This is a genomic window from Actinomyces sp. 2119 (assembly GCF_003591215.1).
Lineage (GTDB): Bacteria > Actinomycetota > Actinomycetes > Actinomycetales > Actinomycetaceae > Actinomyces > Actinomyces lilanjuaniae.
The window spans coordinates 273,392-298,929 of the sequence record NZ_QYRR01000003.1; the positions used below are offsets into that span (position 1 = coordinate 273,392).

Genomic DNA, 25,538 nt, shown 5'->3' on the forward strand with positions numbered 1-25,538 from the left:
TCAGGCCCACGGGGCTCTCCCGCAGGTCCTCAGCCGCTGCCAGCGCACCCGGGCGCCAGCAGAGGAACAGAATCGCACGACCGCTGCCGCGACGCTGGTAGGACCCGGCAAGATCACAGGAATCCACGCGCTGAGCGAAGCGGCCTGGGCACCAGGTACAGGTAGCCCCGCTGCGCCTGCACGTCGTCTCCGATGGGTCTGCACGTCGAGCCGTCGCCTCGCTACGCTTGGAGGTGTGGCGGTGACCCTGACCGCCCGGCAGGAGGAGAAAGACGTGCCCGAGGAGCTCAGCGAGTTCGCCATCACCATGCGCGGCTATGACCGCGCCCAGGTTGACCAGCGTATCGACACCCTGAACCGCCAGCTGGCTGACGCCCGCCGCGAGGTCGCCAGCCTGGACCAGAGAGCAATGACCCTTGCGGGGGAGCTGGCGGACGCGCAGCGTCGGCTCCGGGAGTCGGACAAGCCCACCTACGCGGGCCTGGGCTCCCGGATCGAGCAGCTGCTCCGCAGCGCGGAGGAGCAGAGCGCCTCGGTCCTGTCCAAGGCCAACGCCGAGGCGGACGCGCTGCTGACACGGACCCGCACCAACGCCAAGAACCTGTCGGAGCGCAGCGCCTCCGAGGCTGCCACGATGCTGGCTGAGGCCCGCCGTGAGGCCAGCGAGCTGCGCTCCCGCTCCGAGACCGAGGCCTCCACCACCCTGGCCAACGCTGACGCCCGCTCCCGCGAGCTGGTCGCCGCCGCGGAGCGCAAGGCGGCCCAGATCACTGCTGACTCGGAGTCGGCCGCCACCGAGCTACGGGCCTCCGCAGAGCGCGAGGCAGCCCTCATCCTGTCCCAGGCCCGTAAGCAGGCGGCTGAGATCGCCATCTCCTCCGAGCGCGACGCCACGACCCAGCGCGACGCCGCGCTCGCCGAGGCCGACGAGCTGCGGACCTCCTCGGCTGCTACCGCCGAGGAGATCGTCTCCGACGCCAAGCAGGAGGCGGAGCTGACCCTGGGCAAGGCGCGCCGTGAGGCCGAGGAGATCCTCACCTCCGCGCGCACCGAGTCGGAGACCCTGCGGCGCACCGCAGCCGACGAGGCCGCGGCGGCCCGCGCGGAGGCCACCGAGCTCAGGCAGCAGGCGACCCTGGAGATTGCGGCCGCCCACGAGGCGGCCGCGCAGGAGGACTCTGACGCCCACGACGCCACCAGGGAGCGCATCCAGGAGATGCAGGAGCAGGCCCAGGCGCAGGCCCAGGATGCGGAGACCCGCTTGCAGGAGGCCCTGTCCCGGGCGGAGGAGGTACGCGCCCGTACCGACGCGGAGACCCGCGCCCGGCAGGAGGAGGCACTGGCCAAGGCTGAGGAGACTATCGCCCAGGCCCGCCTGGAGGCGGAGCAGATCGTCGCCGACGCCCGCGCGGAGGCCGACGTCACCGCCACCGTCGCCAGTCGGCAGCTTGAGGAGCTCGAGCGTCAGCGTGACTCCGTGTCCACCTACCTGGCTGAGATGCGCGGCGTCCTGGGCGGCTCCCTGCCCCAGGCCCCCGCCCTGGTCTCCCGGGAGACCTCTGCGGGGACGACGGTGCACGACGACAGTGAGGCCAACGGGGAGGCCAACGGCGAGGTCGCGAGCAGCCACGACGACGCCGACCCCGAAATCGCTGCCACTACCACCGACACCGCCGAGGCAGACGAGTCCTCCTCTGGGGCTAGGACTGTCGCGGGCAGCGCTGCCCAGGACAGTGCCGGGGACAGGGACAGTGAGGAGCCTGAGACCGCAGCAGCTACCGGTTCTGTAAGCGCCTCTGAGCGCTCCTCCGAGCGGGAGCACTCGCAGGGCGGCCGAGGGCAGGGAGCACGACAGACGCCAGAACGGCCGGGCTCCTCCCCCCGGCGCAGAAGCCGACGCTAGGCGCCCACCTCCGGCTGTGCCGGGAGGGGGTGCGACATGGGGGCGTCGACGGCACCGTACGGGTGCTGCCAGCGCCCCCATGTCACGTGCTGGGAAGGCCAGGATCTCCTTAACGCTCGCACTGCTTCTTATGCGCCTGTGCCGCCCTGCGCTACCACAGCCCACGCTGCCAGCAGGACGTGTGCCAGTGCCGACGCTCCTCCAGGCCCCGCTCCGCACCGAAGAGCGACTGGCTGGGCCAGGCCACCACGTGAGGCGTTCCCGCCGGGACCTGATGGTGGCAGCCGGGGCACGTGTAGGACTTGTCCCCTCCTCGTACGTGGCGCACGGTGAACTCGGCTCCGCCAGGGCCTGTCTGCCTACGCGGGAGCGAGGAGAGACGAGTCATGTCCAGCGGAACGTGGTCGCGCCCGTAGGGACGCTTAGAGCTGCGGCGTGCCATGGACCAAGATCTAGCACAGGACCTGCCACACAGGCTGACACAGGACCGCGCCGAAGCACCTCAGGCTGCCGTGTGTCAGATCCCGTGTCAGGCATGGTGCCAGGTGGTGTCAGATAAGGCCCATTCCCGCCACGGCGTCCTTCTCCTCAACCAGCTCGGCCGCTGAGGCGTCGATACGGCTCCGGGAGAAGTCGTCGATCTCCAGGCCCTCCACGATTGTCCACTCCCCGCCGGAGGAGGTGCAGGGGAAAGAGGAGATGATGCCCTCAGGGACCCCGTAGGAGCCGTCAGACATCACCGCGGCAGAGGTCCAGGAGCCCGAGGTTCCCAGGACCCAGTCGTGGACGTGGTCGATGGCGGCAGAGGCGGCAGAGGCGGCAGAAGATGCTCCCCGGGCGGCGATGATGGCCGCGCCCCGCTTGGCCACGGTGGGGATGAAGTCCTCCTCCACCCAGGCGCGGTCAGCCAGGATCTCCGGGATGGGCGCCCCCTTGATGGTGGCCTGGGTGAGGTCGGGGTACTGGGTCGTGGAGTGGTTGCCCCACACCGTGACCTTGTCGATGTCGGTGACGTGGACACCCGCCCTGGTCGCCAGCTGAGCGAGGGCGCGGTTGTGGTCCAGGCGGGTCATGGCGGTGAACCGGGACGAGGGGATGTCCGGGGCGTGCGAGGCGGCGATGAGGGCGTTGGTGTTGGCAGGGTTTCCTACTACCAGGACCTTGATGTCGTCAGCCGCGCCTGCGTTGAGGGCCTCGCCCTGGGGGCCGAAGATCCCGCCGTTGGCGGAGAGCAGGTCGGAACGCTCCATCCCGGCCTTACGAGGCATGGAGCCGACGAGGAACGCGATGTTGGCACCCTCGAAGGCAGCCTTGGGGTCGTCGAAGATGTCGACGGACCCCAGGGTGGGGAAGGCGGCGTCGAAGAGCTCCATAGCGGTGCCCTCAGCGGCCTGGACAGCCTGGGGGATCTCCAGCAGACGGAGGTTGACACGCTGCTCCGGGCCCAGCAGGGCGCCGGAGGCGATACGGAAGAGCAGCGCGTAGCCGATGTTGCCGGCCGCACCGGTGACGGTGATGTTGACGGGGGCGTTGGCCATCAAGGACTCCTTTGAGACGTGTGTCGGCTCGAACCGCAGGCAGCAGTCCTGCTGAGCCAACGCTATGACGTCGCGCAGGCCTGGACACCTCAGTCCAGGCGTTTCGTGACTGTCACCACCTGTTCCGGCCCCTGGGACGAACCGGGGTCCCCGCGAGGGGGAACGCCGGGACCCACTGCCTGCTTGTCCCCGACCGCCTGGGAAGACAAGGCGCTCCCAGCCCGCACCCGCGCTCCCCTCGTTCTATCGTGAGCCCTGGTAGTACGTCTCCTACCGAGCCGCTCCACACCACCCGTCACCGCCTCACCGCCTCGCCCCACAGTTCCGCCTCCCCCCAGGATCGTCATGCCTGCTGCCCGCCTCCTGCCACGCCTGCCCCGCCCGGGCTCCCCGGGTCCGCCCATCTCCTCACCCGCTGGCAGGCATGCCTATGTAGTCTCCCTCCTCCTGTCCCTCCTGGCCTCGCTGGCCACAGGCTGGGCGCTCATCTCCACAGGCTGGGCGCTGGGAGCCCTGCTCGATGGCACAGTCTGGTCCCACCTGGTGTCCCAGGCCCTCACTGCTGCGGCACTGGCGGGTGGGCTGCGGGCTGGCGCCGAGCACGTGACCCGCTCCAGCGCCACCACCGAGGAGGCCCACCTGCGCCAGCTGGTCCTGGGGCACCTGCTCCGTCTGGGTCCGGCTCGTACGGCTGAGGACCGCAGCGGCGCCACCGTGTCCCTACTGACTGACGGCGCACAGCGCGTCGCCCGGTACCGGCAGACCTTCCTCGCCCCGGCGGCAGCCTCCCTCCTGGCCCCGCTCCTGGTCCTCACCGAACTGGCCCTGGCGGTGGACACGATCGTCTCCCTGGTCCTGGCCGCCATGGTGGTCCTGACCCCTGCCGTCATCGCCCTGGCCCACAGCCGGCTGAGAACCTCCTCCTCCGGCTCCCGCGACGCCCGGCTGCGTCTTGCCGCCGACTACCTTGACGCGATCCAGGGCCTGACCACCCTGACCCTGTCCCGGGCGGCACGGCGCACCAGCCAACGGCTGGCCGCCACCGGGGAGGCCAACCGGCGCTCCCTCATGCAGCTCTTGGCGGGCAACCAGCTCGTCATCCTGGTCACCGACGGCCTCTTCTCCCTGCTCCTTGTCACCACGGCCACGGCGCTGGCCCTGAGCAGGCTCGCCTCCGGGGCGCTGGGGACGGGAGACGCCCTGGCCGTCGTCCTGACCTCCTACGCGCTCCTGGAGCCGCTGGACCACGTCGGGGCCTTCTTCTACGTCGGCCTGACCGGCCGGGCCAACCAGCGGTCCCTGCGCGCGATCCTCTCCCGGCCAGCAGGGGGCCTCAGGCGGGCCGTACCGGCCGATCCCGCCACCTGCACGCGCGAGCCTGCTGCGCGTGGGACCGGTGACGAGCCCACTGCTGCGCGCGAGGCCAACGACGATCCTGAGGCGGAGATCCTCCTGCGGGGCGTGGAGGCGGTCTGGGACACCGAGCCGGTCCTGCACGACGCCGACCTGGTCGTCTCAGCCGGAGAGCACGTGGCTGTGGTTGGCCCCTCGGGCGCAGGTAAGTCCACCCTGCTGGCCGTGCTGGCCGGGGACCTGCTTCCCAGCGCGGGGACCGTGGTGGTCCACGGGACCAGGCTGGAGGCCTCCACCCAGGAGCAGGTGCGGCAGGCCTCGGCCCGGGTGGCCCAGACGACCTGGCTGCTCACCGGGACGATCGCGGACAACCTGCAGCTGGCCAGACCTGACGCCACCCCCTCGCAGATGTGGCGGGCGCTGGAGGAGGTGGGGCTCGCCGAGGAGGTGGCCCGCATGCCCTCAGGCCTGGCGACCCAGGTCGGTGAGGGGGGCCTGGGGCTGTCGGGCGGCCAGGCCCAGCGCGTCTCACTAGCCCGTGCGGTCCTGGCGGACCGCCCCGTCCTCCTCCTTGACGAGCCCACCAGCCACGTGGACCTCGCCAGCGAGGCTGCGATCATGGCGGCCGTGGAGACAATGGCGCCGGGGCGTGCGGTCGTGACGGTGACGCACCGCGAGGGCGCCGTGGCCGGGGCAGACCGGGTCCTCGTCGTCACCGGAGGCAGGCCCCAGCAGGCACAGGAGGAGACCCGGTGAGAGACCCCGTGAGTCTGACAGCTCCGACAGGTCCAGCGCGTCCACCGAGCACAGCCAGCCCAGCCGGGGCTGCCCGGGGCACCAGCAGCCTGCGGCCGCCCGGGCAACGGGTCCTGCTGCGCTGGCTCCTGGAGGTGACCCGCCCCGTCCTGCGGCCGTTACTGAGGTCCGTCGTGTGCCGGGTCGTCAGCCTCCTGGCAGGCGCCGCCCTGCTGGCCCTAGGCGCCTACGCCGTCGCTGACGCGGCCGTGCACCTGTCGCGCACCGGTGCACCTGGAGCCCTGCGGTCAGCATGGGCGATCGTGTCCGCCATGGCCGTCCTGGCCCTGCTCAAGGCTGCGCTGCGCTACGCGGAGCAGTTCCTCGGGCACCTTGTGGCCTTCAGGGCACTGGAGCTGCTGCGGGCGGAGCTTTTCCGCGCCCTCCTGCCCCGCGCGCCCCGACTGTCCGCAGGATCGCGCTCTGGCGACCTGCTGGCCCGCGCCACCAAGGACATCGACCGTATCGAGGTCTTCTTCGCCCACACGCTCGCTCCCGCGGTGTCGGCACTCGTCGTTCCTGCAGCCGTGCTGGTCGTCGTCAGTGCGACGACGTCGTGGGTGGTCGCCCTGGCGGTCCTGCCTCTCCTGGCTGCCCAGCTAGTCCTGGTCCCTGCCCTGGGAGCCAGGGCCTCGGTGCGGGCCTCACGGGCGGCCTCCCGGCAGCGGGCCGCACTCACCCACCATGTCAAGGACACCGTCCAGGCCATGGGCGACATCGTCGGCTACGGCCGTGAGCGGCAGCGCCTGGAACAGCTGGCGGCCCTGGACGCGAACGTCGCCTCCGCCCTGCGGCCCTCCACCACGTGGGCCTCGCTGAGGCGGGGTGCCAGCCAGGTGCTGGGCCTCGCCGCCCCGGTGGTCGTCGTGGCTGCAGGAGCCGGTAACGTCGATTCCGGCTCCGTCAGCGTCCCGGCCCTGGCCGCAGCCGCAGCCGCGGTCCTGCGGCTGTCCGGGACAGCACAGGGGGCCGAGGCGCTCGTCAGCGCGCTGGCTCCCGCTCTTGCCTCCGCCGAGCGGGTCTGGGAGGTGGTCCACGCCCCCGTCGAGCGCCACGACGGTACCCGGGAGCTCAGCAGCGGCATCTCACACGAGGTCCTGTGGCAGGGGGTGAGCTACACCTACCCTGCTGCCTGCGCTGCCCTGGACAGCACCAGCGGCTCCGGCAGCCTAGGTGGCAGCGTCCTGCCCGGCCGCGCCGCACCCACAGCTGACGCAGGCCGCATGTCCCGCGCAGCCCCCGCAGCAGCCCCCGCACTCAACGACGTCAGCCTGAGAGCCAGGGCCGGGAGGTGGACCTGCGTGGTCGGAGCCTCTGGCTCGGGCAAGTCGACCCTGGCCATGCTGGTCCTGCGCTGCGAGCCCTTGGGCCCGGGAAGCGCCCAGACCGGGCGCGTTCTTATTGACGGCATCGACGTGCGTGACCTGCGCACAGACTCCCTGTACCAGGAGGTGGCGCTGGTCCCCCAGCACGCCCACTTGTTTCGCGCCTGCGTGGCCGACAACGTGCGCCTGGCCGCCCCCTCAGCCAGCGACGAGGAGGTCCGCGAGGCCTGCCGGGCGGCTGGCGTCCACGAGGAGGTCGAGGCCCTCCCCCACGGCTACGACACTCTTGTGGGTGAGCGTGGTGAGACCCTCTCGGGTGGCCAGCGGCAGCGGCTTGCCCTGGCCCGGGCGCTTCTAGCCCGCCCGAACCTGCTCGTGCTCGACGAGCTGTCCTCACACCTGGACCCGCAGACACAGGCCCGGGTCCGGGCGGGCATACGCCGCTACCTTCCTGAGGCGACAGTCGTGGAGATTACCCACCAGGTGCGCCAGTCGGTACAGGCGGACCACGTCGTCGTGCTGGACGCCGGAAAGGTCGTCCAGGAGGGCTCCCCCTCGGTGCTGCTGGAGGTGGACGGGCCGCTGCGCACTCTGTTGGCCCGAGGTTAGCCAGGTTGGCCCGAGGTTAGCCAGGTTCGAGGTTACCGAGGCCGCTGACTACGGACCGCCGGTGAGGAGCTACTCACCCCCAGCGGCAGCGTCCACCGCCTGGGCGGGACTGTGCACGCGGGCGGAGGCCTCCAGCTCCTCGGGGCTGACAACGCCCTCCACGCTGACCTTGTCCAGGTAGGCCATCCCGTCGAAGGACAGCTCCCGGGCGTTGGCCGGGTCCGCCTCGGCCCCGATGCGCCCGCCCGCCAGGCGGTTGACCAGCAGGGCGATCGCGCCGTCACCGGTGACATTGGTGGCCGTGCCAAAGGAGTCCAAGGCGATGTAGGTGGCGATCATCAGCGCCACCTGCTCCTCGTTGAAGCCAAGCATGGAGGACAGTAGTCCCGTGGCAGCCATGATGGCGCCCCCGGGGACACCCGGGGCCGCCACCATGGTGATGCCCAGCATGAAGATGAACCCCGCCCACTGGGCAACGGAGACCTCGATGTCCTGGGTCAGGACGATCGCGTAGGCGAAGGCAAAGATCTTGGATGTCGAGCCCGCCAGGTGGATCGTGGCGCACAGCGGGACCGTGAAGGACGCGACGGCGTCCGACACGCCGTTGCGGCGCACCTGGCGTAGCGTCACGGGGATGGTCGCAGCCGAGGAGGCCGTGCCCAGGGCGGTGAGGTAGGCGGGAAGCATGGTGACCAGGGCGCTCAGCGGGTTCCTGCGGCTGACAGCACCGGCGACGAGGAACTGGGTGCCCAGGATGGCCACCTCAAGGAGGAGCACGACGACGACCACACGCAGCAGGGTGCTCACGATGTCCCACACCTCTCCGGTGTAGGTGAGGTTGAGGAAGATACCAAAGATATGCAGCGGCAGCAGCGGCACGATGATCCGCTCAATGAGCCGGGTGATGATCGCGCGGAACTCGATAAAGCCCTTGCGCAGCACGCCCCGGGGCACCATGGACAGGCCGATCCCGATGACAAAGGACAGCAGCAGCGCAGTCATGACCTCCACCGCCGGCGGCATCTCCACGGTGAAGTAGCTGGACAGGGCGCTTCCGGGCTCCTCGACCTGGTCCAGCGAGCCTCGCCGCAGGACGGAGGGCAGCGCGGCGGCGCAGACCAGGTAGGTGAGGAACCCCGCGAAGAGTGTGGAGCCGTAGGCTAGGGCGGCGGTAACCCCCAGCCACCGGCCCGCGCCACGCCCCAGGTCGGCGATGGCCGGGGTGACCAGGCCGATGATGATAAGGGGGATAGAGAAGCTCAGGAACTGGCTGAACAGGTCGGAGAAGGTGACGAAGACGTTGCCGACCTGGGCCGGGACCAGGTGTCGGCCACCAACCGTGGCAGAGCCCAGCAGCAGAGCCAGGATGATGGCAAGAAGGACCCAGACCAGGATGCCTCCCCTGGTCAGCAGGTTCCTGCTCTCGCGCCCCGGCTCTCGGGACTCACCAGAGCGGGCGGGAGTGGGCTCAGACATGTGAGGACCTTCCGGTAGGGCAGGGAGGACGGTCGGGCCGTCAGTGACGGGGGCAGACTGCCACACCGAAGAGGTTGCGGCACCTCACGCCCACAAGGTGGTCCGCTCACTGCGTGATCCGCCCGGCCGTGAGCGCGGGCTGCGTCACAGGACGTAGGCAGTTGAAGAAGAGGTCACAGAAGGCGGGGAAGGTTCACGTACTGGGCCAAGGCAAGCAGCGCCCCGGCCAGGATCGTGCCAAAGGCCACGTCGAAGACACGCCCCCGGGCTGCCAGCCAGCTGCCCTCAGGGCGCCGCAGACGCACCAGCGCCAGGACCAGGATCCCCACAGCCAGCCACAGGACCGCCAGGAGCCGCTGCCCTAGGAGGGTCAGCACGGGTACGACGGCCAGTCCCAGGGCCACCAGCACTACCCCGACGGTGCTGTAGGGCTCCTTGTGCCCAACCTGCCTGAGATGCTCCTGCTGTGCCACGACTGCAGTCTACGGCTGCGCCCCGGTGGAGGCCATGGGAGAGCAGGGCAGAGTCAGTGGGAGAAGTGGCGGGCACCGGTGAGGTACATCGTCACTCCTGCCGTCTGGGCCGCCTCAATGACCTCCTGGTCCCGGATCGAGCCTCCCGGCTGGACGACGGCACGTACCCCGGCGTCCAGGAGCACCTGGAGGCCGTCGGCAAAGGGGAAGAAGGCGTCGGAGGCGGCCACGGACCCCCGCGCCCGCTCGGGGGCAGCGCCTGGAGCACCCTCAGCGCCTGCGCCCGGGACCTCCTGCCCGCCCTGTCCCAGGGTGTTGGCGCGCTCCACGGCCAGCCTGCAGGAGTCAACCCGGTTGACCTGGCCCATGCCGACCCCGACAGTGGCACCGCCGCGAGCCAGGAGCACGGCGTTGGAGCGTACGGACCGTACCGCGCGCCAGGCGAAGAGGAGGTCGTCCATGACGGCGTCGCCAGCCGGCTCGCCCGCCACGAGGGTCCACGAGGAGGGGTCGTCGCCCGGGGCGTCCAGGACGTCGCGGTGCTGGACCACGGCACCGCCGGAGACCTGCCTGATCTCGTAGCCCTCCCTCTGCGGGGGCTCGACGACGAGCAGGCGCAGGTTCTTCTTGGCGGACAGGATCTCCACCGCCTCGTCGGTGAAGGCAGGGGCGGCCACAACCTCCGTGAAGACAGGACGCACCTGCTGGGCCATCGCTGCCGTGACCGTGGCGTTGGTGGCGATGACCCCTCCGTAGGCAGACACGGGGTCGCAGGCGTGGGCACGGCGGTGGGCCTGAGCCACGTCGCCGTAGGCCGACACGGCGATCCCGCATGGGTTGGCGTGCTTGACCACGGCTACGCACACCTGCTGGCCGTGGTCCCAGGCGGCACGCAGGGCCGCGTCGGTGTCGGTGTAGTTGTTGAAGCTCATGGCCTTACCGTGCAGCTGGCGGGCACCAGCGACCCCGCCGCGAGCCCCCGGCGCCCGGTAGACCGCGGCCTCCTGGTGGGGGTTCTCCCCGTAGCGCAGCAAGGACAGGCGCTCATAGCCCGCCCCGATGTAGGCGGGCAGGGCCGCGCGCGCCTGCGCGTGCCCGCCGTCCCCGGCCACAGCTGTCTCAGCAGACTCAGCTCTCCCAGGGTTGTCCTCCTCCCGCTGGTCCTGCTGGACCTGGGTAGACATCCAGGTGGCGACGGCGGCGTCGTAGGCTGCGGTGTGGGCAAAAGCGGCAGCAGCCAGGCTGCGGCGCTGGGAGCGGGTGAATCCCCCGGCGGTGAGCGCCTGGGCGACCTCGGCGTAGCGTCCCGGGTCAGTCACCACGGCCACCCCGGGGTGGTTCTTGGCTGCGGCGCGCACCATGGCAGGCCCGCCGATGTCGATCTGCTCGACGCAGGCGTCAAAGGGTGCGCCGCGCTCCACCGTGTCGATGAAGGGGTAGAGGTTGACCACCACCAGGTCGACGGGGGTGACGTCGAGGTCTTCCAGCTGGGCCAGGTGGTCAGGCTTGCGCCGGTCAGCGAGGATGCCTGCGTGAATCCGGGGGTGGAGGGTCTTGACCCGTCCCTCCAAGCACTCCGGGAAGCCCGTCACCTCCTCCACCGGGGTGACGGGCAGGCCTGCCTCGACGATAGCGGCAGCGGTGGAGCCCGTGGAGACGATCTCGACACCGGCCTTCACCAGGCAGGTCGCCAGGTCGGCGAGACCGGTCTTGTCGTAGACCGAGACCAGGGCACGGCGCACGGGTAGCAGGTCGGGGTCGTCCGCCCGCACCGGGCTGGAATCAGGGCCGGTCGGGATCGGGGCGGTGGTGGCAGAAGTGGTGGGGGCCTGGGTGCTCACGGGGGCGCTCCTGGGGCAGGGGGCTGGCGGGACGCCCAGGCGGACGACGTCCCCTCCACGACGGACCAGGCCGCTCCCCGGTGGTGGCCCACCCTCGCCAGTTACGGCCACCACACACTGTACCTGCTCACCACCTCTCAGCACAGGTCCGGAACCGGGTCATAACACGGTGCCGTGGTCCTGGCGCCTAGCGGGGCGTGGGTCGTGTGGGGGTGCCCCTGTCTGGGGGTGCCTGGGGCGGGTCTCGTGCCTGGGGGTTGTGGTGGTGTGGTGGTGGTTACGGTTTGGTTTATGCGGATGAGCAAGGAGGAGTGGTACCAGGGGTGGCTGCACGCGACCCCGGAGTGGGTGGACGCCCTGATGGACAACGCGCTGGGGCACCGGGGGTGGTTGCCCATGGGTGTGGGTGCCCCCGCCTCCGCCGAGCACCTGGAGTACTTCGGTGGGGTGCTGTCGGCCTCGGTGCTGCACCTGTGGGAGAGGTTCGGGTTCGACGGGTTCGGGCAGGGGCGGTGGTGGTTCACTGACCCCTTCCGGTGGGCGCCGGTGGTCCAGGCGTGGCTGGAGGGAACCCCTGTGCCGTTCCCCAGCCAGCGGTGGTGGTGCCTGGCCCGCTCCGCGACGGGTGACATGGAGCTGTGGGGGGAGGTCTCCGGACCCGCGCTGACTGTTACCCCGGTGATGGGGTGGCTCCGCCCCCATGCGGGCAAGGCGGCCAGGATGTCGGACCCGGTGATGCGTGAGCGCATGGGGGCCACCACCCTGGTCTCGGCGTCGGAGGACCTGGACGACGACGACACCGGGGTGCTGGTGGCCGACTGGGCCATAGACAACCTGGGGGTGCTGGGGGCTGACCAGGTCTACGGGCTGACCCCCGCCTACTGCCTCACCGGGAGGGTCAGCCTGGACCAGGTCGGTATCGAGGACGCGGTCGCGCACCTTACTTTTCTGGCCCAGGCCCAGGACCACGTCCTGGAGCAGGACTTCTCCGCCGCAGCCGCGCAGGTCGCCGCCAGCATCGCCGCAGACGGCCCGGGCGGTTCTGGTGGCCCCGGGGGCACGCCGGGTGAGGGCGCCAGTGGTCCCGGTGGCCCGGGGGCGGGGTCGTGACGCCCAGGCGGTGGCGCTGGTCGCGCAGGCGCGGGAGCCCCACCGCCCCCGCCGCTGGCCCCGCTGCGCCTGGCGGCGGGACCGGTGGTGGTGGCCCGGCCCCTGGCCACGGGGGCGCGGCTTCCGCTTCCGCCCTGGTGGCCGGGGACATGTTCACCCCCGGCAGGGCGGGCCGGTGGCCAGGGGGTGCTGGTGTGGGAGGGGTCTGCTGCGGCGCCTGACAGCCCGCTGGCGTGGCACTCGCGGGTCCCGGTGGAGGTGTTCTTCCACACCGGCCACCACGACTCCACCCGGGTCCTGGCCTCCGAGTTCACCCACCAGCTCGACCGCCAGCTCTCGGCCCTGTCCCTGCTGTCGGCGGAGCGTCTGCTGGAGGGCATCCGCACCTACCGCGCCCAGGGCCGCCAGCCCACCTCCAGTGCAACCAGGAAAAGGCGCAGGAAGTTCATGGACGAGGTCGTGGGCGACCTGACTCGTGTGCACCACCTCTCCGACGAGGAGGCTGCGGCCAGGGCGGCTGAGGTGGACCGGGCGCTGGTGGTGCTCCACGAGTCCGACCAGGTCACCTTCGGCCCCTCCCAGCCCGCCACCACCGCCGAGGGCTGGCCCTCCCTGGGCCACGGGGCGGTCAACTCCTCCGTCGGCGGCCAGCAGCCTCCCGTGGCCACGGTCCTGGAGCAGGCCGCCCTGGCCGTCCCGGCCGACCGGAGGCCGCGTGTGCGCCTGCTGGTGCGCGCGGTGCTGACTGGCCCCCCCGACCGGGCCCAGGACCTGCGACACGGGCGCACCCACCTGGAGCCGCGCACCCAGGCCCAGAGGGACGCCACCAGCCCCCGGGGGCCACCCTGGACCCCCGCCCACGTCGCCGCCACCATCGCCACCGGCCACCCACCCTGGCACCCACCCACCCGGGCACAGGAGCCCGCGCCCTCGGCCACGACCCGGCCCGGGGCCGGGCAGCCCCACCAGCCAGGCCAGCCCGGCCCCGCCACCACCCAGCCAGGCCCCACACGGACGGGCGCCACCCCGGCCGGGCCGGGCCAGCCGGGCCACAAGATCACCCGCGAGGAGGTCCTGGCCGACATCGAGGCCCGAGTGGCCCAGCCGGCCCGCCAGGGCAACCAGCCCCGGGCCGCGCGGGAGGCACCCGCCGGGACCGGCCCCGCCCGCACCGCCAGCCTGCGCGAGGCCTCCTTCCCCCACCCGCCCACCACCGCCGCACGAACACCACCAGCACAGGCCCAGCCCCAGACAGGCCAGCAGCCCCAGGCGGGCAGGCCGGGCCACAAGATCACCCCCGAGGAGGTCCTGGCCGACGTCAAGGCCCGAGCCGCCCGAATAACCCAGGAGCCCCCCACCCCACGCCAGACCCCCACCAGAAAACACCGACGCAACCACGGCCTAGGCCGCTAAAACCCGACCCGGACCTGCACCCACCACAACAACCGGCCGCCCTGCCCGTGGGTGGTGAGCTGGATGAGCAGACACCCCACGACCTGCTGTCACTGGCCCTAGACGTCCTGGGCAACCTCCGGGTCGGCCCCGGCGCCTGCTCCCTGGAGACCTTCTCCCCGCACCATCTCACGCGCCAGGCGCCCTACCTGCGCCACCAGCTGGGGGGTCTCGGCCGCCTTGATCCGCTGGGTGAGGGTCGCCTCGGTGTCCCCGGGCAGGACCTCCACCTCCACCTGGGCAATGTGCTCACCGGTGTCCACCCCCTCGTCCACCCAGAACAGGGTGGCGCCGGAACGGTCAGCACCGGCGGCAAGCGTGTCGCGGACGGCGTGAGCGCCGGGGAAGTCTGGCAGCAGCGAGGGGTGGGTGTTGACGACACGACCGGGAAGGCGCTCCAGGAAGCCGGGACCCAGCAGGCGCATGAAGCCCGCGCACACCACCAGGTCCGGCTCCCAGGCGGTCACGGCACGCACCAGGGCCTGGTCCCAGTGGGGCCGGTCGGGAAAGTCTCCGGGCGCCACCACCTGGGCAGGCACGCCCGCCCGGGCGGCGTGATCGAACCCGGCACAGGCGCGGTCAGCAAGCACCGCCACTACCTGGGCGCCGTAGGAGGGCTCCTCGCAGGCCTCCAGCAGCGCCAGGAGGTTGGAACCTGCTCCCGACACCAGGACCACCAGCCGGGCACGCCGTAGCACGGGACCGGTCCTGTCACAGACTGTGCCTGGTGCTGCCGCCTCAGACTCTGCCGCCGCGGGCGTCGCCGACGGTGCCATCCTGGTTCCCACCGCAGCAGTGTATCCGCCAGGCAACCTCCTGCGCCCGCTCCCGCCCAGGCACGGCCCCTGCTCGCCCCGGCGGAACTGATGGGGCGGTGCAGTACTTGTACACGCGCTCGGTCTCCGCCTCACCCCTGCCTACTCCGGGGAGCCGGAGCCGCTGCCCGGCTCCCCGGGCTCCCCGACGGCCGTCTCCGTCTGAGGGGTTCGTTCCTGCCGCCCGTGATCACGGGACGGTGCGGACGGATGGGCAGCGTGCCGGTACCGTCCGGAGCCCACGGCCGACCCCAGACGCGCCTCCACCCGGTGGCGCGCGTCGCTGGCCGCCTGGGTGGTCCCCGACACCGCCTCGGTAGCCCAGGTCCGGGTGTAGGGGTGTGTCAGCACCGCAGTAGCCCCCAGGCCCACGGAGACCTCCAGAAAGACCAGCAGGACGGTGTAGCCGGTCTGCGGACCGACGTCGACCATGCGACCGGGCCCCACCGAGCCGGAGGCGGCCAGGCACGCCACCCCCGTGGTCAGGGCGAGAACCGTCCCGGCCAGCAGGGAGGCCGCTACCGCGTACCTGACCCGCAGGGCGCTGAGGACGTGCCGCCGTCTCCAGGCGACCACCATGGCCGCCACCGTGACTACCAGTGGCAGGTAGAGCCCCACCCTCCCCACCGGTGCCGTGGGCAGCAGCCCCAGCAGGGGCAGCGATGGGACAGGACCGGCGGCGACCCGTTCCGGGGAGAACATGCTGCCTGTCCCCACGGAGAAGCCGGAGCCCACCAGCCAGGAGCAGGCCCACACACCCGCCGTCGGCAGCCAGCCTGCCTGCAGGACGAGCAGCCCGACGGTGGACACGATCCCGCCGCCAGCCAGCGTGTCGTGCAGGCGTGAGGCCCGCCCGGCACCGGAGACCAGCGCCACCACCAGGACCGCGGCAGTGAGGACAGCCAGGGCAACCGCCGCGCCCCGTGCCAGGGACAGGCCCGGGGAGACCCAGTGGGGGCGGCGGTCCCACCAGGCGGACAGCCTCTGAGACCCCCGACCACGCCGCTGCAGCTGGACCGCCACCACCACGGCAGTTAGAGCAGTCAGTCCCAGGACGGCGGGCCAGGTGCGCGAGCCCGGTGGTCCCGCCAGGCTGGCCAGCCCGGCCACGACCGCCGCCGACACGACGGTCCACGCACCGGAGACGGGACCGCGCAGGTCGGCCCGGCGCACACAGCTCCACGTCCAGGCGGCCTGCGCCAAGGTCAGACCCGTCAGGGGCAGGCTGAGGACGCCGCTGTCCGCCTGGGACAAGCCCAGAGACCCCCCGAAGCCCAGGCTCCACAGGGCCGTTCCGGTACGCAGGGCGTCACCGGTGGTCAGGGCGGCGGTGGCGTCCAGGCTGGAGGTCGCCAGGAAAACCAGGACGGTGAGGAGAACGACCAGGACCCACCCCAGCGCCGCCGACTCGACCCCGGCGCGCACTGCCCAGCCCCAGTCATCAGGACGCAGGCGCCGGGGGCTCACGCCTGCTCGCCCAGCATCTGGCGGTAGAGGTCTCTGGCGACCTGAGCGGTCTGGCTGGGTGTCTCGCCCACCCGCACGCCCGCAGCCTCTAGAGCGATCTTCTTGGCCTGCGCCGTCCCCGAGGAGCCGGAGACAATAGCGCCGGCGTGCCCCATGGTCCGCCCCTCAGGGGCGGTGAAGCCTGCGACGTAGGCGACAACCGGGGTGGTCATGGACCGGCTGATGTAGTCAGCGGCGCGCTCCTCCGCGTCCCCGCCGATCTCCCCGATCATGACGACCAGCTTGGTGTCCGGGTCCGCCTCGAAGGCCTCCAGGGCGTCAATGTGGGTGGTGCCGACCACCGGGTCCCCGCCGATACCGATGCAGGTGGTAAAGCCCAGGTCCCGCAGCTCGTGCATGAGCTGGTAGGTCAGGGTGCCCGACTTGGAGACCAGGCCCACAGGGCCGGGGCCGGTGATGTCGGGCGGGGTAATACCGACGTTGGAGCGGCCGGGGGAGATGATACCGGGACAGTTGGGGCCGATGACCTGAACCCCCCTGGACCGGGCGTAGGCGCACATCCAGGTGGCGTCAGCCACGGGGATCCCCTCGGTGATGACGACCACCAGACGCACCCCGGCGTCCACGGCCTCGGTCACGGCGTCCTTGGCGGCGGCGGGGGGTACGAACACCACGCTAACCTCCGCGCCGGTGGAGGCCCGGGCCTCGGCGACGCTGCCCAGGACAGGGACCTCGAGCGTCCCGGCGACCACACGCCCCGCCCCGGGGCCGACAGGCGCCACGTCGAAGGCGACGGTGGTGCCCGCCTTGCGCGGGTTGACCCCGGCGACCACCCTGGTGCCCGCGCTGATCATGCGGGCCGTGTGCCGACGCCCCTCGGAGCCGGTCATGCCCTGGACGACGACACGGTCGGCCTCAGTCAGGAAGATGCTCATCGCTTGGCCTCCTCGGCTCGGGTCCTCCCGGCAGGCGCGGCCGCAGCCTGCCCGGCACTCTGCTCGGCAACAGCGGCGACGAGGTCGGCGGCCCCGTCCATGGTCCCTGCCACCGTGACGCCGTCGATGGCGGCCTCCTCCAGGATCTGGTGCGCCAGAGGCGCGTTGTTGCCGTCTAGGCGCACTACCACCGGCTTGGGCAGCCCGCCCAGGGTCTCCACGGCCGACACGATGCCCTCGGCCACCGTGTCGCAGGAGGTGATGCCCCCGAAGACGTTGACGAGGATGGCACGCACCTGGGGGTCGGAGGCGACCACCTCCAGGCCGGCAGCCATAGCCTGTGCGGAGGAACCACCTCCTAGGTCCAGGAAGTTCGCCGGCCGCATGCCTCCGTGCCTCGCCCCGGCCGCGGCGACGACGTCGAGGGTGGCCATGACCAGCCCGGCACCGTTGCCCAGCACGCCGACCTGGCCGTCCAGGCGCACATAGCTGAGGCCCGCCTGCCTGGCCCTGTCCTCCAGCGGGTCGCGCGCACCGACGTCGGCCAGGTCGGCGTGGCCGGGGTGGCGGAAGCGGGCGTTGTCGTCCAAGGTGACCTTGCCGTCCACAGCGAGGACCTCCCCCTGAGGGGTCAGCACCAGGGGATTGACCTCGACCAGCGTCGCGTCCTCGGCGGTGAGGACCTCCCACAGACGGGTGACGGTCAGGGCCACCTGGGCGGCGACTTCCCCGGGGAAGGGTCCCGCTGCCTCCACGATCCTGTCGGCTACCTGCGGGGTCAGCCCCTCCAGGGGATCAACCGGCACCTGCGCCAGGGCCTGGGGACGCTCCCGGGCCAGGGTCTCGATCTCCATGCCGCCCTCGCGCGAGCACATGGCCAGGTACTGGCGGCGAGCGCGGTCCAGGAGGATGGAGACGTAGTACTCCTCAGCGATGTCAACACCCTGGGAGACCAGGACGCTGCCCACCACGTGCCCCTTGATGTCCATGCCCAGGATCGCCTCGGCGTGGGAGCGGGCCTCGGCGGGACTGCGGGCGAGCCTGACGCCCCCGGCCTTACCCCTCCCACCGGTCTTGACCTGGGCCTTGACCACGACGAGGCCGCCCCCCTCCCCCAGGAGGTCACGGGCGGCAGCCTCCGCCTGGTCCGCCGTAGTGGCGACGACCCCGCCGGGAACCGGGACGCCGTGGGAGCCGAACAGTCCCCTAGCCTGGTACTCGTACAGATCCATGCGGCTGGTCCTTACCTCTCCGGTGTCTCCGAGTGGTCTCTGCGGTCTCTTCGATCGTTGCGGTCTCGTCGGGCGTGCTGACAGGCGCCCCTGACGTGTCACCGACAATGACTGACTTGACTATGACTGACTATGGTGGCCGTCGCCCCGGCGACTCGCCGACAGCAGGTGGCACAGCCAGCCGGCACCGGCTCGCCGAGACCGACGCGCGGTCAGTGCCGTCACCGCCGACCCGATACCAGCCGACCACCAGCCAGGTACCGGTCAGGTGCCGACCAGCCACGTGCCTCACCCCACGATTCTAGCCGTTACTCCTGCCCACCGTGTCCAGACAGAGCCAGATTCAGGGACCGGGGCAGCAGCCGGCGCCTGGGCAGGGTCCGTGGTCATGCACGAGCACACGACCAGGGTCCCCCAGGGTGCTGGGAGGAACCGGGCTCACCGCTGATGACTCAGGCCACCACCTGGGGGCAGAATAGGCACCAGCTATACATAGCGCCCACCAGTCACGCACACGACCCACTCGCAGAAGGACCTTGTCCACCATGCCTGTCACACCTGCCACTCCTGCTCCTGCCAGCAGCCTCTCCCCCACCCCGGTCCCCGCTGAGCCAGGGACCACCTCCGGCTCCCCTGCACACACCAGCCAGGAGCCCCTGCGCATCGGAGTCCTCACCTCCGGGGGCGACGCCCAGGGCATGAACGCGGCGGTGCGCGCCGTGGTGCGCACCGCCATCCGCCTGGGCGCCCAGCCCTACGCCGTCATGGAGGGCTGGGCGGGCGCCGTGGCCGGGGGCGAGGGCATCAGGCCTCTGGGCTGGGACTCGGTGGGCTCGGTCCTCCAGCGCGGGGGCACCGTCATCGGCACCGCCCGCTCAGCGGAGTTCCGCGAGTGGGAGGGCCAGCGTGACGCCGCGCGCAACCTGCTGGAGCACGGCATTGACCGCCTGGTGGTTATCGGCGGGGACGGCTCCCTGACCGGCACCGACGAGTTCCGCACCAACTGGCCCGCCCTGCTGGCCGACCTGGTGGAGCGCGGTGAGATCACCGCAGAGACGGCACAGGCCCACCCGGTGCTCATGGTGGCCGGGATCGTGGGCTCCATCGACAACGACCTGGTGGGTGCCGACATGACCATCGGCACCGACTCCGCCCTGCACCGCATCCTGGAGGCCATTGACGACATCTCCTCCACCGCCGCCTCCCACCAGCGCACCTTCATCGTGGAGGTCATGGGGCGCCACTGCGGCTACCTGGCTCTCATGGCCGCTGTGGCCGGGGGATGCGACTACGTGCTCGTCCCCGAGCTGCCCCCGGGGCAGGGGTGGGAGGCCGACATGTGCGCCAAGCTCCAGGCGGGTCGCGACGCCGGGCGCCGCGAGTCCATGGTCATCGTGGCCGAGGGCGCCACGGACCGCTCAGGCAACCGGATCACGGCCGACGACGTCAAGCAGGTCCTGGCCGACCGCCTGGGCGAGGACGCCCGGGTGACGATCCTGGGCCACGTCCAGCGCGGTGGCCGCCCCAGCGCCTACGACCGGTGGATGTCCACCCTGCTGGGGTGCGCCGCCGCCCGCGAGCTGGTGACCATGGATGCCGGTGCCGAGCCGGTCATTATCGCCGAGCGCCACAACCGTATCCGCCGCCTGCCCATGATGGAGCAGGTCAAGGCCACCCGGGCGGTCAAGGACCTGGTGCGCGCCCAGGACTACGAGGCGGCCGTGGAGGCCCGGGGATCAAGCTTTGCCTCCATGCTGAAGGTGTTCGAGACCATGTCCACACCCCCGACGTCCACACCCCCGACCTCCACGCCCCCGCACCAGCACCAGACGCTGCCGGGCGGGGTCAGCAGGCCGGGGCCGGGCGAGCGCCCCAGCCGGGTGGCGATCATCCACGCGGGAGGCCTGGCACCGGGAATGAACACGGCGGCTCGGGCGGCCGTGCGCCTAGGCCTGGACCACAGCTTCACCATGCTGGGGATCTTTGGCGGGTTCCCGGGGCTCCTGGACGGCAACGTGCGCGAGCTCACCTGGGCCGACGTGGAGGGATGGGTCGGTGACGGCGGCGCCCAGCTGGGGACGCGTCGCGAGGTGCCCACCGTGGAGCAGCTCTACGCCCTGGGCCGGGCCATCGAGTCCCACGAGATCGACGCCCTCCTGGTGATCGGGGGCTTCAACGCCTACCTGGCCGCGCACCGGCTGGTGACCGAACGGACCCGCTACCCCGCCTTCCAGATCCCGATCGTGTGCGTGCCCGCCTCCATCGACAACAACCTGCCCGGTTCCGAGCTGAGCATCGGCACGGACACGGCGCTGAACAACGCGGTGGCGGCCCTGGACGCCGTCAAGCTCTCCGCGGCCGCCTCCCACCGCTGCTTCGTGGCCGAGGTCATGGGCCGCAGGTGCGGCTACCTGGCGCTCATGTCCGGACTGGCGGCCGGGGCCGAGCAGGTCTACCTGCACGAGGACGGGCTGACCCTCAGCCAGCTGGCACAGGACTCGGCACGGATGGTGGACTCCTTCCGCTCCGGGCGCAGCCTCTACCTGGTGGTGCGCAACGAGCGGGCTAGCGCCAACTACACCACCGGCGTGCTGGCCCGGATCTTCACCGAGGAGGGGCAGGGCCTCTACGACGTGCGCGAGGCCGTCATCGGCCACCTCCAGCAGGGGGGCAACCCCACGCCCTTTGACCGCATCATGGCCACCAAGCTGGTGGCCGCCGCCCTGGAGCTGCTGGCTGCCGAACTGGGGGGCGGCACCGCAGGCGCCTCCTACATCGGCCTCATAGGGGGCAAGGTGGACCACCGCCCCCTGGAGCGCATGACCGACGAGCTCGACCAGGACAACCGCCGCCCGCTCCACCAGTGGTGGACGGGCCTGCGCCCGGCGATCGAGCTGGTCAGCATCCATGAGGGAGTGCTGGGCCCGGAGCAGGTGCCCGACTTCGGCCAGGCTGCGGACCAGGCGGCCCAGGGGTAGACAAGGCGGCCCTCGGAAGGGCACGGGGGTGTATACAGCGGCTTACGCACACACAGTGGTGGGCACGGGTGGGCGCGGGCTGTGCTGGTGTCCCCGCCAGCAGACCGCCCCTGGTGCCGCTACAGGCCCAGCATCCGCTCCAGGACGGACACCACCGCACCGGGGCGCGAGGGGACGCGGACCGTCTGCCTCCTCGCCCTGACCCCCTCCAGGCCGTCCCCGACGGCGATACCGACGTCTGCCGCACGGATCATCGCCACGTCGTTGACGTCGTTGCCTGCCGCCACCCACGTGGAGACAGCCTGTGGCAGCAAAGCGGCCGTGTGAGCGGTGGTTGCAGGCTCTCCCGCGACGTCTGTGCCCTCGTTGATGGCCGTAGAGCTCGTGGCGGCCAGCGCCTCGCCACCGGGCAGCAGCCTCATGCAGATGCTCTTGTCCACCCCTGCCGCACAGACGTCGACCACGCCGTCCTCGTGCGGGTAGGCAGTGACACCGTCAAGACGAAGACCCAACAGGGCCTGGAGGACGCCTGCGCCCTCTGCGACGCCAGCCCCCCAACCGGGCACGGCACCCTCCGAATCGGCCAACCCCCGGCTGACGACCGTCACCTTGAGCACGTCGTCGACCGGCACCTGGGCCGGGTCGGCGCACCACCGGCCGTCCAGGTAGTCGCGCATGTGCTCCAGCCCCGAGCCCAGCCCCTTCTCGCGACCCGGTGGCGTAAGCACTGTGAAGGAGTGTCCCTGGTCCACGTAGGCAGGCACACCGATACGGAACGCTGCATCCACGACGGCACGCACATGCTGCCTCCTCATGCAGTGGCGCCGCTCCTCACTCCCCAGGCGCAGGAGTGCACCGTTGAAACAAGCCATACCGTCCAGGCAGGTCACGGCGTCTCCCAGCACCTCGGCCACGCCCCTGGGCGCCCGTGACGTCGCCACGATGACGGAGACGTCCCCACGTTGCGAGACACGCCTGAGAAAGGAGGGTAGCTGGGGGTCTGCGACCCCGTCGAAGACGACGGTACCGTCCAGGTCCGTCACCAGGCCCACCGGACTGGTCAGCACCGGCCGCTCGCTCTCGCGATATCGGGGATGACCCGACGCTGAAAGGTGGACTCGCCGCCAGGCAGACAGGTCACGGGCAGCCACTCCAGCGCCTCAATCTCAGAGTGGGGCTGCGGGTCACCGGCGATATCGCATATATAGACGACAATGGTGATCGACCTGCCCTGGTCGAAGACAGAGACGTCCTCGTAGGTGCCGAAGTAGGTGGCCGACGCCAGCGAGGCGCCCAGTTCCTCGGAGAGCTCGCGGCGAAGGCAGTCGAGGTGGGACTCCCCTGCCTCCAACTTACCCCCGGGAGATATAAGGGCGGTCGTGCCACGCTTGCGGACAAGCAGCACACGGTCGTCACGGATGATGGCCGCAGCGCACTTAACAAGAGGCTGTCCCTCCTCCGCGTCAGACCGCACCTACTCTTTCCTTCCTCGAAAGGCGAATATAGTACATGTTCAGACTGACGATCGCCCCGATGACCACCGCCCCACCCACGAGCGAGGCCGGCCCGGGATTCTCGTGGAAGAACATCCACACCCACACTGGCCCCAGCACCGTCTCTGCCAGTACAAAGATCGCCACATGGTGCACGGGCAGAAGCCTCGGTCCCACGGACAGGCAGACCAGGCCGACTGGCATGACCACGAATCCCTCAGCGACCAGGGGCAGCCATGATCCCAGGGCGGGAACCTCCACCCCGCGCAGGAAGACGGCAGCGGTGAGCGCGCACAGCGCCCCGCCGACCGCTGTGGTGAGAAACGGGCTGGACCGGCGTCGCGAGGAGAACACGAAGCCGCCGCTCATCGACACCGCAGCCAGCAGGGCCAGCAGCTCCCCCCGACCAGCGGCACTGGAGAGCTGTGAGGCGAAGATGATCGTCATGCCGACGAGCGACACCATGATCGCCAAAACTGTCGGCCGATCAATACTAGTCCGCAGAAACACCCGCCCCAGGACTGCCGACCACACCGGCATGGTCGCCATGATAAAAAGCGTGTTGGCGGCGGAGGTGCTCTCGATAGAGTACACAAAGGCCACCGACGCCACCCCGAACATCAGCCCGTTGCCCCAGGCAGCCCACTCGTTGTGCCAGCGCTGCCTTGCGCCACCAGCATGGCAAAGGGACGCTGCCAGCACCATGGCAGCGCATATCAGCACCCCGCGCCACAGCGACAGCACCCCGGCCGGCTGGCCCACGGCCCGGATAAGGGCGGCGTCAAAGGACATGAGCAAGACCCCGCCCAACACGATCACCGCACCCCGGACATATCGATCATCTAACAGACCCGGCATCCGACCAGCTCCTCTAGGTCGCGACAAAACGTTGCAGCAACCCCTTCCACGGGACGCCGCTCCACCCAGACACAAGAATAATAGGGCCAGAGGTGCTCAGAGGCGCCCAAGGCCGTGGATGACGACCTCTGTGCGCGACTGGCAGCCCAGCAGGGTGAGCAGCTCGGAGACGTAGATGCGCACAGTGCCCTCGCTGAGCCCGGTGCGGCGGGCGATCCCCCGGTTGGTCAGTCCGTCCAGGATCCCCTGGTAGACCGGGACCAGACGAGAAGGTATCGCGGTGGCGGTGCTGCTGACGTCGCCACCCCCGGACCCCGCATCACCAGACCCGTGACCGCCTGTATCACTGCCACCCGTGTCGCTGCTACCACCTGTCTCACCGTCGCTGCCATCCTCCCTCTCCCGTGGGTCCTGGACAAGTGCCTCAAGGAGGTCGCCAGGCCAGTCAGACAGCACCACCTGGCCCTCCGCCGCCCGCAGGAGCTGGTCGCCCAGGCGAGGGGACCAGCCCATGTTCTTGTCCACGAAGGCCACGACACCCGCCTCGACCGCATCCTGGAGGACCGCCTCGCTCCTGTATGCGGTCATGACAGCCGCGCGTACGCCATTGTCTGAGTGCTGCAGGCTCTCCAGCACTGCCGTAGCACCCAGGTCGGTGCTGTCCCAGTCCAGCAGGACCAGGTCCACGGCCCACTCAGACAGGGCTCCTAGCGCCTGGCCCCCGTCGCTGACGTGGTCCACCACCTCAAAGCGGGGGTCCCCTCCCAGGCCGGTCTCCAGGACGAGAGCGCGACCCACGCGGTCAGCCCCGGAACTCGACCCAGGTACCGGCGCCCCGGACACCGCGCTCACCTGCCATGACTGTTCTCCTTTCGCTTCTGGGACCGGCCACCTCTGCATGCTGTCTCACTATCTGTCTGGCCGATCCCGGAAACAGCGTAGGCACACGACGCTACGTAGAACAGTTGATCAATGTCAGCTATCGGAGGCGTGCAGCCGACCACCCGTTACCTCGTTGTCGGTCGACATGATGTCTTGTCCTTGTCGTTATAATGATCCTGAGTGCTGTTACCGGCCGCCGCAGGGCTGCCGGTAACAACTGATCAGCAGGGACGGACCGATGGCCCTTCGAGCCCTTTTGTGACGTGGGTGCAGGGCCGGAGCCTGTCGGCTGGTCCCACACCGAGAAAACGGAAAGACGAGCTGGATGCGAGCCGATGACACAGACGTGTTCATCGGCACTGACGTGGCAAGACCGAGCACCGGGTCACAGCCCTGACCGCAGACGGGAGGAGCCTCCTCGACAGTGCCCTGCCCAACGACGAGAGTCAGCAGCGCGAAGTCTATGAGCGGATCGGCAGCCACAGCCGGATGCTGGTGGTGGTGAACCAGCGCGGCACCATCAGCAGCCTGGCAGTGACGGCCACCCGGGCCACGGGCGTCACCGTAGGGTACCTGCCCGGCCTATTGATGCGCTGGGTCACCATCCCGACCCGGGTAGTGCCAAGACCGACGCGAGGGACGCGGAGATGATCGCCGGTGCAGCCCGCACGGTGCCCCACACGCTCAAGTCCACCAGTACCTCGGACGAGGATGCTACCGCCTTGCGCATGCTGCCCGCTATTGACCGGGACCTGGCCCGGAAGATCAACCAGGCCGCCAATCGGGTCCGGGGCCTGTACACCCAGGTCCATCCCGCCTCCTAGCAGGTGCTGAGCAAGTGGCTCACGCACGACGCCGTCCTGGAGGGCATCAGGTCATGGCATAACCCTGCTCTTCTACGCGGGGAATTCCTGAACAACTCCTCTCACGAGCCTACAACGCCTTCAAGGAATTCTGTCCCCTTTTTTCTCCTGTCAGTACTGGCTGTATCAAGCCCTCACAA

Annotated in this window: 20 protein-coding genes and 1 riboswitch; of the genes, 8 read left to right on the forward strand and 12 right to left on the reverse strand. The window is 70.6% G+C overall.

Going from position 1 to position 25,538, the window contains the following annotated elements; genetic code table 11:
• The first annotated feature begins 274 nt into the window (after window positions 1-274).
• Window positions 275-1,903 (forward strand): hypothetical protein, encoded by a 1,629-nt coding sequence (locus tag D4740_RS04930; RefSeq protein WP_259390682.1) that lies wholly within the window; start codon window positions 275-277, stop codon window positions 1,901-1,903.
• A 551-nt stretch (window positions 1,904-2,454) separates the two neighbouring features.
• On the opposite strand, the gene D4740_RS04940 is transcribed toward D4740_RS04930, so the two are convergent.
• Entirely contained in the window at window positions 2,455-3,441 is a 987-nt protein-coding gene (locus tag D4740_RS04940) for a malate dehydrogenase (RefSeq protein ID WP_119835825.1), read from the reverse strand.
• Between the two features lie 345 nt (window positions 3,442-3,786).
• Here D4740_RS04940 and D4740_RS04945 point away from each other — a divergent pair, with 345 nt between their 5' ends.
• Both D4740_RS04945 and D4740_RS04950 read left to right on the forward strand, forming a co-directional pair.
• Window positions 3,787-5,550 carry an ABC transporter ATP-binding protein gene (locus D4740_RS04945; protein ID WP_119835826.1) on the forward strand — a complete coding sequence of 588 codons (1,764 nt, stop codon included), beginning with the start codon at window positions 3,787-3,789 and terminating at the stop codon, window positions 5,548-5,550.
• An 8-nt stretch (window positions 5,551-5,558) separates the two neighbouring features.
• On the forward strand, window positions 5,559-7,523 hold the full coding sequence (locus D4740_RS04950) for an ABC transporter ATP-binding protein (RefSeq protein WP_310732067.1): 1,965 nt from the start codon (window positions 5,559-5,561) through the stop codon (window positions 7,521-7,523).
• 69 nt (window positions 7,524-7,592) lie between these two features.
• On the opposite strand, the gene D4740_RS04955 is transcribed toward D4740_RS04950, so the two are convergent.
• The 3 genes from D4740_RS04955 to purH form a co-directional block, all read right to left on the reverse strand.
• Window positions 7,593-8,999, reverse strand: a complete 1,407-nt coding sequence (locus D4740_RS04955; RefSeq protein WP_119835827.1) for a dicarboxylate/amino acid:cation symporter — start codon at window positions 8,997-8,999, stop codon at window positions 7,593-7,595.
• A 173-nt stretch (window positions 9,000-9,172) separates the two neighbouring features.
• Window positions 9,173-9,472, reverse strand: coding sequence for a DUF3017 domain-containing protein (locus D4740_RS04960; RefSeq protein ID WP_119835828.1), 300 nt, complete (start codon window positions 9,470-9,472; stop codon window positions 9,173-9,175).
• Window positions 9,473-9,525: 53 nt separating this feature from the next.
• The gene (gene purH / locus D4740_RS04965) at window positions 9,526-11,313 is read right to left on the reverse strand and encodes a bifunctional phosphoribosylaminoimidazolecarboxamide formyltransferase/IMP cyclohydrolase (protein WP_396027226.1); all 1,788 of its coding nucleotides are present in this window, start codon (window positions 11,311-11,313) and stop codon (window positions 9,526-9,528) included.
• Between the two features lie 26 nt (window positions 11,314-11,339).
• A riboswitch (ZMP/ZTP riboswitch) is annotated at window positions 11,340-11,428 on the reverse strand.
• Between the two features lie 176 nt (window positions 11,429-11,604).
• Here purH and D4740_RS13425 point away from each other — a divergent pair.
• Window positions 11,605-12,423 carry a GAD-like domain-containing protein gene (locus tag D4740_RS13425; RefSeq protein WP_119835829.1) on the forward strand — a complete coding sequence of 273 codons (819 nt, stop codon included), beginning with the start codon at window positions 11,605-11,607 and terminating at the stop codon, window positions 12,421-12,423.
• A gap of 192 nt (window positions 12,424-12,615) precedes the next feature.
• Window positions 12,616-13,836: a polymorphic toxin type 15 domain-containing protein gene (locus tag D4740_RS04975; protein WP_182911340.1), complete on the forward strand. Its 1,221-nt coding sequence runs from the start codon at window positions 12,616-12,618 to the stop codon at window positions 13,834-13,836.
• A gap of 98 nt (window positions 13,837-13,934) precedes the next feature.
• On the opposite strand, the gene purN is transcribed toward D4740_RS04975, so the two are convergent.
• From purN to sucC, 4 genes are all read right to left on the reverse strand, one after another.
• Window positions 13,935-14,663: a phosphoribosylglycinamide formyltransferase gene (gene purN, locus D4740_RS04980; protein ID WP_243106935.1), complete on the reverse strand. Its 729-nt coding sequence runs from the start codon at window positions 14,661-14,663 to the stop codon at window positions 13,935-13,937.
• A 129-nt stretch (window positions 14,664-14,792) separates the two neighbouring features.
• Complete coding sequence (locus D4740_RS04985) at window positions 14,793-16,157, reverse strand: DUF6350 family protein (protein ID WP_119835831.1); 1,365 nt, start codon at window positions 16,155-16,157, stop codon at window positions 14,793-14,795.
• A complete protein-coding gene (gene sucD / locus D4740_RS04990) occupies window positions 16,154-17,092 on the reverse strand; it encodes a succinate--CoA ligase subunit alpha (RefSeq protein ID WP_119835832.1) in 939 nt (312 codons plus the stop codon). Before sucD ends, D4740_RS04985 begins: the two co-directional genes overlap by 4 nt.
• Window positions 17,089-18,324: an ADP-forming succinate--CoA ligase subunit beta gene (gene sucC, locus D4740_RS04995; protein ID WP_119835833.1), complete on the reverse strand. Its 1,236-nt coding sequence runs from the start codon at window positions 18,322-18,324 to the stop codon at window positions 17,089-17,091. The genes sucD and sucC overlap by 4 nt, the downstream gene beginning before the upstream one ends.
• A 698-nt stretch (window positions 18,325-19,022) precedes the next feature.
• Here sucC and D4740_RS05000 point away from each other — a divergent pair.
• Window positions 19,023-21,302 (forward strand): 6-phosphofructokinase, encoded by a 2,280-nt coding sequence (locus tag D4740_RS05000; protein ID WP_396027228.1) that lies wholly within the window; start codon window positions 19,023-19,025, stop codon window positions 21,300-21,302.
• Window positions 21,303-21,421: 119 nt separating this feature from the next.
• Here the strand turns inward: D4740_RS05000 and D4740_RS05005 are convergent, their stop codons facing one another.
• From D4740_RS05005 to D4740_RS05020, 4 genes are all read right to left on the reverse strand, one after another.
• Window positions 21,422-22,369, reverse strand: a complete 948-nt coding sequence (locus D4740_RS05005; RefSeq protein WP_119835835.1) for an HAD hydrolase family protein — start codon at window positions 22,367-22,369, stop codon at window positions 21,422-21,424.
• The gene (locus D4740_RS05010; protein ID WP_119835836.1) at window positions 22,363-22,776 is read right to left on the reverse strand and encodes an NUDIX domain-containing protein; all 414 of its coding nucleotides are present in this window, start codon (window positions 22,774-22,776) and stop codon (window positions 22,363-22,365) included. Before D4740_RS05010 ends, D4740_RS05005 begins: the two co-directional genes overlap by 7 nt.
• Window positions 22,766-23,653, reverse strand: a complete 888-nt coding sequence (locus D4740_RS05015; RefSeq protein ID WP_119835837.1) for a DMT family transporter — start codon at window positions 23,651-23,653, stop codon at window positions 22,766-22,768. The genes D4740_RS05010 and D4740_RS05015 overlap by 11 nt, the downstream gene beginning before the upstream one ends.
• 96 nt (window positions 23,654-23,749) lie before the next feature.
• Window positions 23,750-24,505: a response regulator transcription factor gene (locus tag D4740_RS05020; protein ID WP_259390663.1), complete on the reverse strand. Its 756-nt coding sequence runs from the start codon at window positions 24,503-24,505 to the stop codon at window positions 23,750-23,752.
• Between the two features lie 423 nt (window positions 24,506-24,928).
• Between D4740_RS05020 and D4740_RS13505 the strand changes: the two genes are divergently transcribed.
• Window positions 24,929-25,186, forward strand: coding sequence for a transposase (locus D4740_RS13505; RefSeq protein WP_119835838.1), 258 nt, complete (start codon window positions 24,929-24,931; stop codon window positions 25,184-25,186).
• Window positions 25,129-25,359, forward strand: a complete 231-nt coding sequence (locus D4740_RS05030) for an IS110 family transposase (protein WP_259390683.1) — start codon at window positions 25,129-25,131, stop codon at window positions 25,357-25,359. Before D4740_RS13505 ends, D4740_RS05030 begins: the two co-directional genes overlap by 58 nt.
• Window positions 25,360-25,538: the final 179 nt, after the last annotated feature.